The organism is Arthrobacter sp. GmRoot5-12 (assembly GCF_059739365.1).
Genome location: NZ_AP046056.1, coordinates 1,178,408 through 1,193,328, shown reverse-complemented (window position 1 = coordinate 1,193,328; position 14,921 = coordinate 1,178,408). Strand labels below are relative to the sequence as shown.

The window sequence follows — 14,921 nt, the reverse complement described above, 5'->3', positions numbered from 1 at the left end:
CTCTTTCCCAACGGGTGTCCCGCCGCTAGCCTGTGCGGATGGACTGGAAACTCGAGCTTGTCTTTGTCCCCGTATCCGACGTTGACCGTGCCAAGGACTTCTACGTCAACAAAGTGGGCTTTAACGCCGACTACGACGAGCGGCCGTCGGACTCCATCCGCTTTGTGCAGTTGACGCCGCCGGGCTCGGCCTGCTCCATCTGCATCGGCGAAGGACTCGTCGACGCCCCGCCCGGCACGGGCTCCAACCTGCAGATGGTAGTCGACGACATCAATGCGGCGCATGACCAGCTCAAGAGCAACGGCGTGGATGTCAGCGATGTGGACGTCCAGGACTGGGGCCACTTCGTGTACTTCGCCGATCCGGACGGAAACAAGTGGGCTGTCCAGTACATCCCGTGGCGGAACGCCGGGCAGGGCGCTGGCGGGAACACCGGACAGGGCGCCGGACCGGGCGCTGGTTAACCAAAGCGGCGGGCCGCATCATGATGATGCGGCCCGCCGCTTTGGTGCAGTTCCCCCGGCATCGCTGCCGCCGGGGGGAGGAGTGCCTAGTACCAGTTGTGGGCCAGGTGGAAGTTCAGGGCACCACAGGGCGACTGGTAGCTCTTCTTGATGTAGTCCAGGCCCCAGTTGATCTGCGTGCGGTAGTTGGTGAGGTAGTCCGCGCCGGCGCTTGCCATCTTCTCAGCGGGCAGGGACTGGACGATGCCGTATGCCCCGCTGCTGGAATTGGTGGCCGTGGTGGTCCAGTCGGACTCCTTGGTCCACAGCGTCTGCAGGCACTGCATCTGGTCCGGTCCCCAGCCAAACGCCCCCAGCTGGCTGGCGGCGTACGCTTGGGCGCCTGCAGGATCGTTAACCGCGACGGCGCGAGCCGGCTCAGGTGCGGGGGCGGGCTCAGGCGCCGGGGCCGGGGCAGGCGCTGCGGGTGCTGCCGGTGCCGCTGCGGGGGCCGGTTCCGCTGCCTGCGGTGCCACGCTGATGGCAGCGGGCGCGGGGCTTGCTGCCGGGTTGGAGCGGATCTCGCTCTTCTCGATGCTCATTTGAGCGTCGGACGCCGACGTGGAAGGGTTGGACGCGGTGGATGACACCGGAGTCATGCTGCTGGTGGCCTGTCCTGCCGCGCCTACCCCCACCAGCACCGCGCACGATGCTGCAAGGACGGCGGCGCGCTGGCCCAGGGTGGTCTTCTTGGCCTGCTGCGCGGCCCTGTGTTTAGCCTTGGCCTGCAGCAGGCGTGCTTCTGCCGTGTTTTTGGACATGATTGATCGCCTCTCACACCTGCGGAGTTAGCTGTCGGGTTCGGATGAGGGCATCCGGCCGTACGGAAAGATCACGTACTGGCTTAACCCCAAGGGCATTCAATGCCCGGGACGGTGGGTCCCCCGCCTCTGCCGTAGCTCAATCGGAATCCGGGGAAGCGGCAGAGCTTGGCGTCGACCCGGGATATGCGGCCCGAACGGGGGCCGCACCCAATCGACGCTACAGGAAGTGCACGCGAAAGTCACATTTAGGTAACGGAAGTCACGATCCTCAGCGCGTTGATTTGCCGGATTCCCCGTTCGTAACCTCGGTCCCATTGGGGTATGGCCGCCCCATTTCATGAGCGCAGCGCGCCGACCGTTACAGTTCCCGTTACCCAGCCAACAGGTAGACGGTGGTGCCGCCAATGCTCTGCGCCGTGAAGTTGTTCGCCACCCACTGGGCGATCTGGGCGGCAGCGTCCGAACCGGTACTGGCCCGGATGGTTCCGCCTGTGATGAAGTAGTGGATCTTTCCCTGGGACACCAGATCCTGGAACTCCGCCAAGGTAGGGGCGGGATCTGTGCCGTTGAACCCACCCACCGCCATGACCGGCAGTTCCGTTGCCAACTGGTAACCGGCAGCGTTGTTCGAACCCACCACTGCCGCTGCCCAGGTGTAGCCTGAGGCGCCATTCCTGAGTGCTGCCACGAGTTCCGCGGACGGCGTTGGGGCGCCCAAGAGGCCTCCCAAGGCCCCGCCTCCGCGACCACCGGCAGCAGCGGTTCCGCCGGGAAGTGTTCCTCCGGACGCGCCCTGCTGGCGGGCCGTGCTTCCCTGGGTTGTTGGCTGCCTGGTGCTGCCTGTCCCGGTCCCGCCAAGGCCGGTCCGGCCAGGGCCCGTCCCGCCAGGGCCGAAGCCCGACGACGGCCCGGCACTGACTATCGCCCCGCTGTGCGTTGTCGACGCCGTGGAAAGGGAGTACGCCAGCGGCCCGGTGAGCGACGCCGCAATGGCGAGCGCCGCCGTCGTCCGCTGCACGGCACGCCAGCGCAGGAACCTGCCGAACGCCACGCCCGCTGCGGCCGCCAAGCCTCCGGAAAGGACCAGCCAACGCAGCCCCGCGCCGTAGGCGGACGTGGTGCCAAGCAGCTGGAAGGCCATCAGGGCGGCCGCGGCCACCGCTGCGGCCAGCAGGAGTGCGGCGGGTGGCTGCTGCCGGTGCTGCCACAGGAGGACCGTGCCCAGCCCCGCAAGCCCGGCGATCCCCGGCGCCAGCGCCACGGCGTAGTAAGGGTGGATGATGCCCGCCATGAAGCTGAAGACCAGGCCCGTCACCAGCACCCACAAGCCCCAGATGATGACGGCGGTGCGGACCGCATCCGTCCGCGGTGCCCGCCGGCCCAACCACAGCAGGCCCGCCGCAAGGATCAGGGCGGACGGCAGCAGCCACGCGATCTGGCCGCCGAACTCGCTGTTGAACATCCGGAGCAGCCCGGGATCTCCCCAGCCGTTGCCGCCGCCCACACTGCCGGTCTCGTCGCCCGTCAGCCGGCCCAGCCCGTTGTAACCCAGCGTGAGCTCCAGGATGGAGTTGTTTTGCGATCCGCCGATGTAGGGACGCAGGCCGGCCGGCGTCAGCTCCACCGCCAGGAGCCACCACCCGGCGGAGGCCACCATGGCCGCTCCCGCCGCGGCCAGCCGGAGCAGGCGCCGCGGGAGCCTGTGCGGGCCTGCCAGCGCGTAGGCGATGGCGAATCCCGGAACCACCAGCAGGACCTGCAGCTGCTTGGCCAGGAAGCCGAAGCCCAGGAACACTCCGGCCAGCAGGAGCCAGCGCAACCGGTCCTCCTGGACTGCACGGAGGACCGCGTAGGCGGCTGCCGTCATGAGCAGCACCAGCAGGGCGTCCGGGTTGTTGAAGCGGAACATCAGCGTGGCAACGGGGGTGAGGGCCAGGACGGCTGCGGCGATCAGTCCTGCGCGGTGCGCCAGCCGTGGATCGGCCGTGGCAGGCGCCGCGGCCCGCCGTACGGCCAGGTAGAGCAGCCAGGCGGTGCCGACGCCCATCAGCGCCTGGGGGACCAGGATGCTCCAGGAACTGAGGCCGAAGATCCGGACGGACAACCCCATGACCCACAACGACGCCGGCGGCTTGTCCACCGTGATGGCGTTGGCGGCGTCGGAGGAGCCGAAAAACCAGGCCGCCCAGTCCTGCGATCCGGCCTGGGCCGCGGCGGAATAGAACGCGTTGGCCCAGCCGGATGCTCCAAGGTTCCACAAGTACAGCACGGCGGTCCCGGCCAGCACCGCTGCCAGTTCCAGCCGCCGCCGGAGCGCCCGCGGGTCCGGCCGGAAGCGGGCCGGGACAGGATGATGCGCGGCGGCAGGAGCACCGGCAGGGTGTCCGGTGTGGACCGACGCAGTGTGGACGGACACTGGGTAGTGGCTGGCCATTGAGTCCTACTTGGTGAGTTGGTACACGGTGGAGTTGCCTACGGTCTGGGCCTGGAAGTTGGCCTGGACCCAGGCGGCCACCTCTGAATTGCCGCGGCCACCCATGCCGCCGCCTCCCATGCCACCGCCTTGGATGAAGTAGCCGATCTCGCCCTTGGCCACCATGTCCTGGAACTGGGCGAGCGTGGGGTAGGGGTCCCCGCCGTTCCAACCGCCCAGGGCAATGACGTTGGTGTTCGTGGCGAGTTCCAGGCTGGCTGCCTGGCTGGCGCCGGAGACGATCGCGGACCACTTCGTGGTGGTGGCCTTCAGGAGTGCCGCCACCGCCGCATCTGCGGATCCTTCGCCCGGGCCCCCGGCGCCGCCGGCGCCCCCGGTACCGCCGGGGCCGGCTGCGCCGTCGATGCCGCCGAAGGGATCGAGTCCACCCGCGCCGTTGGCAGCGTCAGTGGCGGCCTCCCTGCCGTCAGCCCGTGCGCCGCCGAATCCAGCGGCACGGTTGCCGAAGCCACCCGCGGACGAACCCGCCGGGCCCGACGTCGGAATGGAACCGGAGTGGGCGGAAGCAGCGGTGGCGAGGGTCCACCCCGCTGTCCCAAGACCGCCGGCCAGGAGGGATACGACGACGACGGCGGCCGCACCGGCCCGGCGGAACCGTCCGGAGGCGCCCAGTTTCGAGGTGCCCGGTTTTGAGGTGCCCAGTGCATCGAGGCGGAGGAGGATTGCGGCGGCGGCGAGGACGCCGAGCACGATGATGGCGACCCGCAGCCAGGGGAGCCACGACGTGTCGCGGCCCAGCAGGACTGCCGACCACACAGAGGTGCCGAGGACGGTCACGGCGAGGACGATCCGGGCCGGCCAGTAGCTGCGGCCACGCCAGAGCTCCACTGCGCCTATGCCCACCAGCGCTGCGATCGCCGGCGCCAGTGCCACTGAGTAGTAGGGATGGACAATGCCGCTCATGAAGCTGAAGACACCTCCGGTGACCACGAGCCAGCCGCCCCACAGGATCAGGGCCGCGCGGCCCGGGGAGGTGCGTACTTCCCGGCGCGTGAACCAGAGGCCTGCCACCAGCAGGACCAGGGCGGCGGGCAGAAGCCACGAGACCTCACCGCCAAAGCTGGTGCCGAACATCCGCAGCAGCCCGGCCGCCCCGCCGAATCCGGCGTTGCCGCCGCCGAAGCCGCCTCCGGGACCGCCGGCAGCAGCACCCCCGGCCCCGCCGGGCATGCCCTCGCCGGAACCGGTGAGACGGGCCAGTCCGTTGTAGCCGAACGTCAGTTCAAGGAAGCTGTTGGTGCTGGACCCTGCCATGTACGGCCGCTCGGAGGCCGGTGTCAGCTGGAACAGGGCGATGTAGCTGCCGGCAACCACGACGATTCCGCCCAGCGCGCCAAGCAGGTGCACCAGCCGGCGCCCCACCGGCGTGGGTGCGGCCCACAGATAGGCCAGTCCCAGCGCGGGAACAATCAGGAAGCCCTGCAGCATCTTGGTCAGGAATGCCAGGCCAACCACGGCGCCGGCGGCCACCAGCCACTTCCAACCCGCCCTCTCAATGGCGCGGGTGGTGAAGTAGGCAGCAAGCACCAGGCACAGGGTGAGCATGGCGTCCGGGTTGTTGAACTTGAACATGAGCGCAGCCACCGGCGTCAGCGCCAGGGCAGCGCCGGCCAGCAGGCCTGCGGCAGGTCCCGAGACGCGTTTGACGGCCAAGTAGAGGAACCCGACGGCGGCCACCCCCATGAGTGCTTCCGGCACCAGCATGCTCAGTGGTGAAAAACCGAAGATGCGCCCTGCGAGGGCGGGGATCCAGAGTGCTGCCGGCGGCTTGTCCACCGTGATGGCGTTCCCTGCGTCCAGCGAGCCGAAAAGGAACGCCGTCCAGTCCTTGGTGCCGGCCTGGATGGCGGCTGCATAGAAGGAGTTTCCGTAGCCGGTTGCTGCCAGGTTCCACAGATACAGGACCGCCGTGGCTGCCAGGAGCCCCACGGCGGAAGGCCTCACCCAGCGGGGCTGCGCACCGAAGGCGTAGCGGGTCCAGCGGGGTGCGGTATCGGCCGCCCCGGGGGAGGAGGCAGCGTGGCCGGATGGCGACGGCTGCCGGCCGGCGGGTGAGCCGGCGTCCGCCGGCGAAATGGTGGAGGTCATGATGCTGCCGTTTCTGTCGAAGTGGGGGCGTCTTTGGTGGTCCGGTTGCCGTGGTTGCCGCGGAACACCCAGAGCCGGAACAGCAGGAACCGGACCGCCGTGGCTGCCAGGTTCGCCGCCACAACGGTGAGGACTTCCACCCACCGGTCAGGCGTCGTCGTCCGGTGTACAAAGGCGAGTGCTCCGGAGGTGAGCAGCAGGCCGATGCCGAACACGATCAGCCCTTCGAAGTGGTGCCGGACCGGGTTGCCGCCCTGGATGCCGAACGTGAAGCGCCTGTTGGCGCCAGTGTTGGCCACGGCGGTGATCAGCAGTGCAAGGAAGTTGGCCAACTGCGGGTCCATGAATCCCCGGCAGAACACGAAGATCAGGAGGTACGCCAGGGTTGAGGCGGCGCCAATCGCGGCGAACCGGACCAGCTGGCCGAAAAGGCTGCTGCCGCGTGTCTGCTCACCGGACCGCGAGGACGCCGGGATCGGACCCCGTGCCAGGGCTGCGCGCAGTTCCGGGACCGGGATGCGACCGTAGACCAAGTCGCGGGTGAGCCGGGCCATTCCCCTCACGTCGGCCAGTGCTGTGCGTACCACGTCCACGCTGGAATCGGGATCGTCGATCCAGTCAACGGGGACCTCATGGACACGCAGGCCGCAGCGTTCGGCGAGGACCAAAAGCTCGGTGTCGAAGAACCAGGAGTTGTCCACGGTGTAGGGCAGGATCTGCTGGGCGACGTCGGCGCGGATGGCTTTGAACCCGCACTGCGCGTCGCTGAACCGCGCGCCCATGAACGAGTGCAGCATCATGTTGTAGCTGCGTGAGATGAACTCCCGCTTGGGCCCGCGGACGACGCGGGAGTTGCGGGTCAGCCGGGTGCCGATGGCGAGGTCCGAATGCCCGGAAATCAGGGGCGCCAGCAGCGGCGGCAGGGCGGCGAGGTCGGTGGAAAGGTCCACGTCCATGTAGGCCAGCACCGGTGACGGGGAGGCCAGCCACACTTTGCGCAGGGCGTTGCCGCGGCCCTTCTCATCCAGGTGGACCGCCACGAGCTCAGGGAACTCCCGGGCCAGCCGCTCGGCGATCTTCAGGGTTCCATCCGTGCTGGCGTTGTCCGCCACGGTGATCCGGAAGCTGTGTGGAAAGGTATCCAGCAGGTGCCCGTGGAGCCGGCGAAGGCATTCCTCAAGGTCACGTTCCTCGTTGAAAACGGGAATGGTCACGTCAAGGACGGGGACGGTGGTACGGGTGTCCACGGGTGCGCGCCGCGCGGCATGTCCGCGGGAAGGAAGGCCCGCCGGGGCCACCGCGGCGTCCGGCAGGGTTCCTGAAGTGGAGTCGGTGAGAGTCATGGATCAACAGTGGCGCCGCCGGATTTGAGGGCTTTAGGCGCAACCTGTGATGTGCCTGTGTAACTGGCGCTGTGCAACCGGCGCTGTGCAACTGGCGCAGTGCAGTTGGCGCGGGCTTGGCCTTCAGTGGCCACCGCCCTGTGCGTGTGTGGCGGTCAGGCGGCGGCGGGTCCGGGCACGGGAAGGCGGACCGCAAACTCGGTCCTGCCTGGCCGGGACACCAGTTCCACCGTGCCTCCGTGGGCCATGACGATGGATTCGACGATGGACAGGCCCAGGCCCGACGAGCCTTCTGAGCCTGAGCGGGCGGCGTCGGCCCGGGTGAAGCGCGAAAAGATGTTGCCCTGGAATTCGGCGGGGATGCCGGGCCCGTCGTCGGTAACCGTCACCACCACGCTCCCATCGGCCGAGCGCATCAACCCGGTGGTTACGGTGGTGCCGGCCGGTGTGTGCTTCCGGGCGTTGGACAGCAGGTTGGCCAGCACCTGGTGCAGCTGGGTGGCATCCCCGCGGACCGTGACGGGCTCATCGGGCAGCGTCAGCTGCCACGTGTGGTCCGGGGCCATGATCTTTTCATCGCTGACGGTTTCCACCACCAGCTGGGTAAGGTCCACATCGGTGGTTTCGGTTGCCTTGCCCTCATCAAGCCTGGCCAGCAGGAGCAGGTCCTCCACCAGCGCGGTCATGCGCTCGGACTGGCTTTGGACGCGGCCCAGTGACTTCCGGCCGTCCTCGGTAAAGGTCTCGGTCATGCGCATCAGCTCGGTGTACCCGCGGATGGCGGTCAGGGGCGTCCTGAGCTCATGGGAAGCGTCCGCAACGAACTGGCGCACCTTCATCTCGCTGCGCTGCCGGGCCTCCAGGGCGCTGGAGACGTTGTCCAGCATCAGGTTCAGGGCATGGCCCACGCTGCCCACCTCGGTGGTGGGATGCGCTGCGGACGGCGGTACGCGCACGGCAAGCGCCACCTCGCCGGCGTCGAGGGGCAGTTTGGAGACCTTGGTGGCGACGTCGGACAGCTGTTCCAGCGGACGCATGGTCCGGCGGATCAAGGCAGTGCCCGCAAGCCCGATCACGACCAGGCCGCCCAGTGACACCAGCACCATCGTGAGCACCAGCGAGGCCTCGGTGCTTTGTTTCGTTGCCAGCGGCAGGCCGGTGATCACCACGTCGCCGTAAGGGGTGGCCGTGGCCATCAGCCGGTAATCGCCGTTGGACAGCTTGCGGTCCACGGGAAGGCCATTGCGGGGCAACGCCTGCAGGGTGGCCACATCGGCGGAAGTCAGCGCCGTGCGGGTGGCATCGGAAGACAGGAAGCCCGCCTCCCGGCTGACCTGGCCGCCCACCACCCGTGCGTTGAGCGTCCCCACACTCTGGCCCCGGGCATCGAGGGGGTCCGGTCGGCCGGACGGGTTGCCCTCCGGCGGCCGTCCGCGGGAGGCCAGCATCAGCTGCGAGTCCAGCTGGTTGGTCAGGACCACATCCATGGAGGCGTAGCTGACCACGCCGATGGCGCTGGAGATGGCCACCAGGAGCGCCATGGAGAGCAGGATCAGGCGGGTGCGGAGGTGCCAGGTGGACGGGTTGAACCAGGACCGGCCGGTGGGCCGGGGGACACCGGAAAGAGACACGCGTTTCCTTTGGCTAGTCTGCGGGCTTGATGACGTAGCCTGCTCCGCGCACGGTGTGGATCATCGGCGGATGGTTGGCTTCGATCTTCTTGCGCAGGTAGGAAATGTACAGTTCCACGATGTTCGCCTGGCCGCCGAAGTCGTAATCCCAGACATGGTCCAGGATCTGGGCCTTGCTGACCACGCGCTTGGGGTTTTCCATCAGGTACCGGAGGAGCTCGAACTGTGTTGCCGTCAGCTGGATCCCTTCCCCGGCACGGGTGACTTCACGGGTGTCCACATTGAGCACCAGGTCGCCGACCACCAGTTCGGCAGTGTCCATGGCGGCCACGCCGGAACGCTGCACCAGCCGGTGCAGGCGCAGCAGGACTTCCTCCATGCTGAAGGGCTTGGTGACGTAGTCGTCCCCGCCGGCGGCCAGTCCCACAATCCGGTCCTGGACGTCGTCTTTGGCCGTCAGGAAGAGCGCAGGCACCTCCGGCGCAAAGGCGCGGATCCTGCCCAGCAGCTCCACGCCGTCGAACCCCGGCAGCATGACGTCCAGCACCAGGACATCCGGGTGGAAGTCCTTGGCGAGCTTGACGGCAGTGGGACCGTCCGCTGCCACGGCCACGGACCAGCCCGCCATGCGCAGGCCCATGCTCATGAGCTCGGACAGGCTCGGCTCGTCATCCACCACCAGGGCACGGATCGGCGACCCGTCCGGGTGGGTGAGCTGGGGAAGGTTGTTGGTCATGGAGTGCGGGGATGCCATGGGACAACTCTCCGATCTGTCGGTTTGCCGACGCTTTGCCGTTGCTGTGCTCCAGCTGTGAGGTCCAGCCTAGCCACCTGAACCCAACGCAAGCTCTGCCCTGGGAATGCGGCCCCGAAGGTCACAGGCAGGCTTGGCCTGCCGCACAGCCGCCGCACAGCATGGCGGCAGACCCTGTTGGAACAACAGCATCACCACCATCAGTTTCAACTTCTTGGAGAAAGCCATGGATCAGCAAGATGACCGCGCCGTCCCCGGGGCATCGGGGCAACCCGGCGCATCAGGACACGCGCCCCAGCCGGCTCCAGTCTGGGGCGGGGCAGCCGACGGCACCGACCGCGATGGGGCAGCCACAGGATGGGGTGTCCCCACAGGCAGTACCAGCGGCCGCGGGGAGCCGGCCCGATCACCCCAGGGGCAGCCTGTGCAGGGTTGGGGTTCATCCGCTTCCGCTGCGCCTTCCGCAGGCTGGGGAACGACGGCGGCACCTGGCCAGGCGCCAAACGCCGGCGGTGGGTGGGGCGTGCCGCAGCCGTACGCCTCCGGCACGTCTTCCCGTTCCGGGAAAGGAAACTGGACCGCGAAGAAGGGCCTGTTGGTAGGCGGCGTGGCGGTGGTTGTGGGCGCCGCGGCCGGTGCCGGCGCCTACGCTGCCGGAAACGGTGCCACTGCGGCGTCCGCGAACAACGGCCAGGGCACAGGTGCCGCGGGCCAGTTGGGCCCGGGAGGACAAAGCGGCATGACCGGACAGGGCGGCATGATGGGCCCCGGCGGCCAAAGCGGCATGGACGGCGGCATGGGCATGGACGGCGGAATGGGCATGGACGGCGGCCCCGGTGGCCTGGGGATGGGAGCGGCCGGCCTGAACGCTGCCGTCCACTCCGAATACGTGGTCCTCCAGGATTCGACCTACGTGACCATGGCGGGCCAGACAGGCACGGTCACGGAGGTTTCCGCGACCTCCCTGACCGTCAAGAGCGGGGACGGCTTCTCCCGTACCTATGCGGTCGGTTCCGGCGTGCAGGTCACGCAGGGAATGCGGCAGCGGGGCAGTGCATCCACCAGCAGCACGCTCAGCATGTCCAACGTGACCACGGGAGCGGGCGTCCGGGTGACGGCCGTGAAGGATTCGGACACCTACACCGCCCAGACCATCCAGCTGGCAACATCCGGCACGGCAACCACTCCGGGCTCCGGAGCAAGCAGTAACTGACACGCAAAGACGAACGGGGCGAACCATGTGGGCCCGGGCACCCGACGGTCCCGCGGCAAAAAAATTCTGGAGGAGAGGGAACGTCGGCTGGACAGGAGAGGAGCCTGTCCAGCCGATTCTATGTCAAACGGTTGAATTTCAGAGAGATTCGGTCAAATCTGATTCGAGCGAATAATGTTCTGCAAACTGGTAGATAGAAGGCCGTTCACCGGATAAGCATCGAAAATAAATCCCTCTTCCGAAATAGTGATCTACCGCACAATCCTGCGGTTCGTCTCACAATGCGGACGATTTGGTCCATTGTTACTTGCAAGTTGGCATTGTTACGCTGCACACTTCCAATGTGAACAAGAACTCAACAGCACCTGCAGCCGCAGAATATTGGCCCAGCACATCCGCTGCTGCCGACATGCGCTGTTGTCGAATGCACGCCTGACCTTCCCACCCAACGAAGTTCTTAGGCATTCGCCCCCAAGCCCAGCGTCGGGCGCCCATCCCCGGTTCCTGTGACGGGGAAGCCAGCATTCGAGCCGCGAAAACGGCCATTTCACATTGAGGTAAGCATTTCATGTCAGTTGCATCCGGATACGTCCACATCTCAGTCCGTAACGCCGCCAAGGCAGGCCAGCCCTCCGGCCTTCGTCCCGGTTTCGGCCCGCGCCCGGCACTCGCTCCCTCCACTCCCGGAAGCAGCTTCCCCGGCCAGGGTTTCGCCCCGCAGGGATACAACCCCAACTCATACGGGCAGCTCCGCGCCGTACATCCCGCAGACTCCGCGCCGGTGACCGCTCCCACCCCCGTCGTTCCCGGCGCCAACCAGGTCCGCCCTGTCGCCAACGAGAACGTCGCCCGCGGATTCGTCCTCTACATGGGCATCGACGAGGAGACCGCGGCAGCAGCCGGAACCTCCATCGCCAAGCTCGCGCAGGAAATCCGCGCATACGCCCAGTCGCTGGTCTCCGGCGCCGAAAGCTACGCCGCCGTCGCAGTAGCCCCGGCCGGCACCCCCGGTTCCGCTCTCGACGTCGTCCGTTCCACCTTCGGCGACCCCACCGTGAACTCCCGCCAGCGCTCGGAAACCCCGCGCCCTGCCCAGCCGCAGGAACCGCGCCCCTCCGGCGTGCTCATCGACCTCGCCCGCCGCGAAGTCCACCTCGACGGCGAATCCCTGAACCTGACGTTCAAGGAGTTCGAACTCCTCAACTACCTCGTCGAAAACGGAACCCGCACCGTGGGCCGTGACGAACTGCTCGAAGGTCTCTGGCGCAACGCCGAAGAGGTTCCCAACGAGCGCACCATCGACGTCCACATCCGCCGCCTCCGCTCTAAACTGGGCCGCCTCGCCAACACCGTTCGCACCGTCCGCGGCCAGGGCTACCGGTTCTACGAGCACCCGGAAGTTGTTGTCTGGGCCGCTCCGGAGTACTCGATCTAGTTCCTCTTTACGGGAGGCGCCCGCCCTCTGGGGGTCCTTGTGTCACTGTGGGCATGCTTTGGTGCGGTTCTCTGTTGCTGAGGCCTGTATTTGCGGGCGCCCTCTGCTTTTGCTGGGGCTAGGCTTGGGCCATGAGTTCGCACCATGTCCGACGCCTTGTGATCATGCGCCACGCCAAGGCCGACTGGCCCGGCGGGGTGGCCGACCATGAGCGGCCGCTCGAGGAGCGCGGGCACAGGGAGGCGCCGCTGGCCGGCCGCTGGCTGCTCAAGCACAACATCGTCCCGGACTTCATCCTGTGCTCCAGCGCGCTGCGCACGCGGCAGACCTGCACCTGGGTCTGCTCCGAACTCGGTGACAAAGCGCCGACGCCCAAGCTGGAAGACGGCCTGTATGCGGCCTCGGCCCTCCGGATGCTCACCGTGGTCAACCACGTGCCGGACACCGTGACCACCCTGATGGTGATCGCGCACCTGCCCGGCGTGCAGGACCTGGCCATGCACCTCGCCTCACGCGACTCCGACCACGACGCCTACATGGACGCCGCCACCCGCTTTCCCACCAATGCGCTTACGGTCCTGGAGACGGAGAAAACGTGGGCGGAACTCGATGGGCAGGATGCCCGGATCACCCGCTTCAAGGTGCCCCGGGCCCACTAGCCCCAGCCTCACCAGCTACCGGGCTCACTGGCTCCCAGCCTCACCGGCTCCTGGCCCATCCGCCGCGATGCCGCGCAGCAGCGCCGCGACGTGCCTGATGCCCGGACTGGCCGTCATGGTCCTGCGATGGACCAGCCCCACCTGCCGCGCCTGGACCGGATTGACCACTGGAATTGCGACGACGTCCGGAGGCAGCGCCGGGCGTCCCAGCCGGGGCACCAGGGCAACCGCCACGCCCTGCTCCACGAAAGCGATGTGCGTGGCAAAATCCGGATCGTAAACCCTGATGTCCGGAACCCGGCCCAGGTCGGCGAAGATCCGCAGGAGCGCTTCATTGCAGATCGCGCCGGCCGGCGTACTGATCCAGCGCTCGTCGACAAGCTGGGCAGGGTCAACTTCTGCCCTAAGCGCGAGTGGATGCCCGCGGTGGACCAGGACATCGGCCACGTCCTCGCACAGCCACTCCAGCGCCAGGTGCTCAGGGATCACCAGCGGCACGGAGTTCCAGTTGTGCACCAGGCCCAGGTCGGCTTCGCCGTTGGCTACCCTGGCCACGGCCTCGCGCGGGTCCTCCGCCAGGACGGAAATGTCGAGCGCCGCCCCCGACTGCCCAACCTGGGCCAGCAGAGGCCCCAGCAGTCCGCGGCAGGCAGTGGAAAACGAAACGATGCGGAGGCTGCCGCTGGGCTTCGCCGGGTCTGCCAGCAGCGTGGACTCCAACTCCTCCAGCTCTGCCAGGATGCGCCGCCCATATGCTGCCAGGGCCAGCCCCCGCTCGGTGAGCAGAACCCCGCGGCCGCGGCGTTCCAGGACGGCGAAGCCGCCCTCTTTCTCCAACTTCTTCACCTGCTGGGACACGGCGGACGGGCTGAATCCCATGGCTTCCGCCGCCGCAATAACCGTCCCATGCTGCTCGATTGCCGCAAGGGCGCGCAGCGACCCGATGTCGATCATGAAGAAAACGTACACGATCCAGTGCTGAATTACGCGCTGGTGCTTCATTGATACCCCTGCCAGAGTGGGAGCGTGAGCCTGCGCGAATCCCTCCTTGCCGTCCTTGTAGCCCTGCTGTGGGGCCTGAATTTCGTGGCCATCGACATCGGGCTCCACGCAGGCGGCCGGAATTTTCCCCCGTTGCTGTTCGTCGCGCTGCGTTTCGTCCTGGTGGTTGTCCCCTGGATCTTCTTCGTCAGGAAGCCGGACGTGGGCTGGAAGGCCATTATCGGCGTCGGACTTTTCATGAGCGCCGGCCAGTTCGGCCTTCTGTACCTTGCCATGGCGCTCGGCATGCCGGCCGGTCTTGCCTCGCTGGTGCTTCAGGCACAGGTGCTCCTGACCGTCCTGCTCGCCGCCGGGTTCCTGCATGAGCGGCCCAGCGCACGCCAGCTCGCGGGTGTCGGGCTGGGGGTAGCAGGACTCGCCCTGGTGGCCGTGGGACGAAGCGCCGTGGCACCGCTCCTGCCGCTGGTCATCGTCCTGGCGGCGGCACTGTCCTGGGCAGCCGGAAACGTCATTGCCCGGAAGGCCAGGGCTGCCTCCGGCCTGGGGCTGGTGGTCTGGTCCGGCGCTGTGGTGCCACTGCCGCTGGGGGCGTTGTCGCTGGTGGTTGACGGGCCGGGCGCCGTGTGGGACTCGCTGTCCAATCTCCAGGGGCCAACCATGCTCAGCGCCCTCTACACCGCTGTTTTCGCCTCATTGGTGGGCTACGGAATCTGGAACCGGCTCCTGGCCAGCCACCCGTCGTCGGCTGTTGTTCCGTTCACCTTGCTGGTCCCCGTGGTGGGCATGAGTGCTGCGTGGCTGGTGCTCGGGGAAGTGCCGTCGCCAACGGAGCTGGCGGGCGGGCTGCTCCTCCTGGGCGGGGTGGCGACGGCGGTGCTCACCGGTGCAGGCAGGCGGCGTCAGCGCCGGGAAGCGGAGCCGCTCCCGGACCTGGGTGCCGGCCTGGCTGAGGAGGAGGCGGACGACGACGGGCGCCTGGCGGCGGTCGAAGAGCCGCCGGACGGTCTACGGGTGACGGAGGCCCGCTGAGGGGCG

General features: G+C 67.8%; 12 protein-coding genes and 1 riboswitch. Of the genes, 5 read left to right on the top strand and 7 right to left on the bottom strand.

Features of this window, described 5'->3' with window-relative positions; translation table 11 throughout:
- Window positions 1-38 precede the first annotated feature (38 nt).
- Window positions 39-464, top strand: a complete 426-nt coding sequence (locus AC6JAM_RS05290; RefSeq protein WP_223993820.1) for a VOC family protein — start codon at window positions 39-41, stop codon at window positions 462-464.
- Window positions 465-550: 86 nt separating this feature from the next.
- Here AC6JAM_RS05290 and AC6JAM_RS05285 read toward each other — a convergent pair whose 3' ends face one another.
- The 6 genes from AC6JAM_RS05285 to AC6JAM_RS05260 form a co-directional block, all read right to left on the bottom strand.
- The gene (locus AC6JAM_RS05285) at window positions 551-1,264 is read right to left on the bottom strand and encodes an aggregation-promoting factor C-terminal-like domain-containing protein (RefSeq protein WP_018771239.1); all 714 of its coding nucleotides are present in this window, start codon (window positions 1,262-1,264) and stop codon (window positions 551-553) included.
- A gap of 5 nt (window positions 1,265-1,269) precedes the next feature.
- Window positions 1,270-1,430, bottom strand: a riboswitch (cyclic di-AMP (ydaO/yuaA leader).
- Between the two features lie 207 nt (window positions 1,431-1,637).
- Window positions 1,638-3,701: an ArnT family glycosyltransferase gene (locus tag AC6JAM_RS05280; RefSeq protein WP_497934214.1), complete on the bottom strand. Its 2,064-nt coding sequence runs from the start codon at window positions 3,699-3,701 to the stop codon at window positions 1,638-1,640.
- Between the two features lie 6 nt (window positions 3,702-3,707).
- Window positions 3,708-5,849, bottom strand: coding sequence for an ArnT family glycosyltransferase (locus AC6JAM_RS05275; protein WP_056389299.1), 2,142 nt, complete (start codon window positions 5,847-5,849; stop codon window positions 3,708-3,710).
- Window positions 5,846-7,192: a bifunctional glycosyltransferase family 2/GtrA family protein gene (locus AC6JAM_RS05270; RefSeq protein ID WP_018771236.1), complete on the bottom strand. Its 1,347-nt coding sequence runs from the start codon at window positions 7,190-7,192 to the stop codon at window positions 5,846-5,848. The genes AC6JAM_RS05275 and AC6JAM_RS05270 overlap by 4 nt, the downstream gene beginning before the upstream one ends.
- 155 nt (window positions 7,193-7,347) lie before the next feature.
- Window positions 7,348-8,823, bottom strand: coding sequence for a sensor histidine kinase (locus tag AC6JAM_RS05265; protein ID WP_144600268.1), 1,476 nt, complete (start codon window positions 8,821-8,823; stop codon window positions 7,348-7,350).
- 13 nt (window positions 8,824-8,836) lie between these two features.
- On the bottom strand, window positions 8,837-9,577 hold the full coding sequence (locus AC6JAM_RS05260) for a response regulator transcription factor (RefSeq protein WP_018771234.1): 741 nt from the start codon (window positions 9,575-9,577) through the stop codon (window positions 8,837-8,839).
- 523 nt (window positions 9,578-10,100) lie between these two features.
- Between AC6JAM_RS05260 and AC6JAM_RS05255 the strand changes: the two genes are divergently transcribed.
- From AC6JAM_RS05255 to AC6JAM_RS05245, 3 genes are all read left to right on the top strand, one after another.
- Entirely contained in the window at window positions 10,101-10,790 is a 690-nt protein-coding gene (locus AC6JAM_RS05255; protein ID WP_497934213.1) for a hypothetical protein, read from the top strand.
- A 568-nt stretch (window positions 10,791-11,358) separates the two neighbouring features.
- Window positions 11,359-12,225: a winged helix-turn-helix domain-containing protein gene (locus AC6JAM_RS05250; protein WP_056389294.1), complete on the top strand. Its 867-nt coding sequence runs from the start codon at window positions 11,359-11,361 to the stop codon at window positions 12,223-12,225.
- Between the two features lie 131 nt (window positions 12,226-12,356).
- Window positions 12,357-12,884, top strand: a complete 528-nt coding sequence (locus AC6JAM_RS05245; RefSeq protein WP_026266065.1) for a SixA phosphatase family protein — start codon at window positions 12,357-12,359, stop codon at window positions 12,882-12,884.
- A 24-nt stretch (window positions 12,885-12,908) separates the two neighbouring features.
- On the opposite strand, the gene AC6JAM_RS05240 is transcribed toward AC6JAM_RS05245, so the two are convergent.
- Window positions 12,909-13,838, bottom strand: a complete 930-nt coding sequence (locus AC6JAM_RS05240; RefSeq protein WP_497935916.1) for a LysR family transcriptional regulator — start codon at window positions 13,836-13,838, stop codon at window positions 12,909-12,911.
- A 72-nt stretch (window positions 13,839-13,910) separates the two neighbouring features.
- Here AC6JAM_RS05240 and AC6JAM_RS05235 point away from each other — a divergent pair, with 72 nt between their 5' ends.
- Window positions 13,911-14,915, top strand: coding sequence for an EamA family transporter (locus tag AC6JAM_RS05235; RefSeq protein WP_497934211.1), 1,005 nt, complete (start codon window positions 13,911-13,913; stop codon window positions 14,913-14,915).
- The last annotated feature ends 6 nt before the right edge of the window (window positions 14,916-14,921 follow it).

Excerpts from the sequence above, each read along its gene's own strand:
- AC6JAM_RS05290 (WP_223993820.1), top strand. The coding sequence starts at position 39 with ATGGACTGGAAACTCGAGCTTGTCTTTGTCCCCGTATCCGACGTTGAC.
- AC6JAM_RS05285 (WP_018771239.1), bottom strand. The coding sequence starts at position 1,264 with ATGTCCAAAAACACGGCAGAAGCACGCCTGCTGCAGGCCAAGGCTAAA.
- AC6JAM_RS05280 (WP_497934214.1), bottom strand. The coding sequence starts at position 3,701 with ATGGCCAGCCACTACCCAGTGTCCGTCCACACTGCGTCGGTCCACACC.
- AC6JAM_RS05275 (WP_056389299.1), bottom strand. The coding sequence starts at position 5,849 with ATGACCTCCACCATTTCGCCGGCGGACGCCGGCTCACCCGCCGGCCGG.
- AC6JAM_RS05270 (WP_018771236.1), bottom strand. The coding sequence starts at position 7,192 with ATGACTCTCACCGACTCCACTTCAGGAACCCTGCCGGACGCCGCGGTG.
- AC6JAM_RS05260 (WP_018771234.1), bottom strand. The coding sequence starts at position 9,577 with ATGGCATCCCCGCACTCCATGACCAACAACCTTCCCCAGCTCACCCAC.
- AC6JAM_RS05250 (WP_056389294.1), top strand. The coding sequence starts at position 11,359 with ATGTCAGTTGCATCCGGATACGTCCACATCTCAGTCCGTAACGCCGCC.
- AC6JAM_RS05245 (WP_026266065.1), top strand. The coding sequence starts at position 12,357 with ATGAGTTCGCACCATGTCCGACGCCTTGTGATCATGCGCCACGCCAAG.
- AC6JAM_RS05240 (WP_497935916.1), bottom strand. The coding sequence starts at position 13,838 with ATGATCGACATCGGGTCGCTGCGCGCCCTTGCGGCAATCGAGCAGCAT.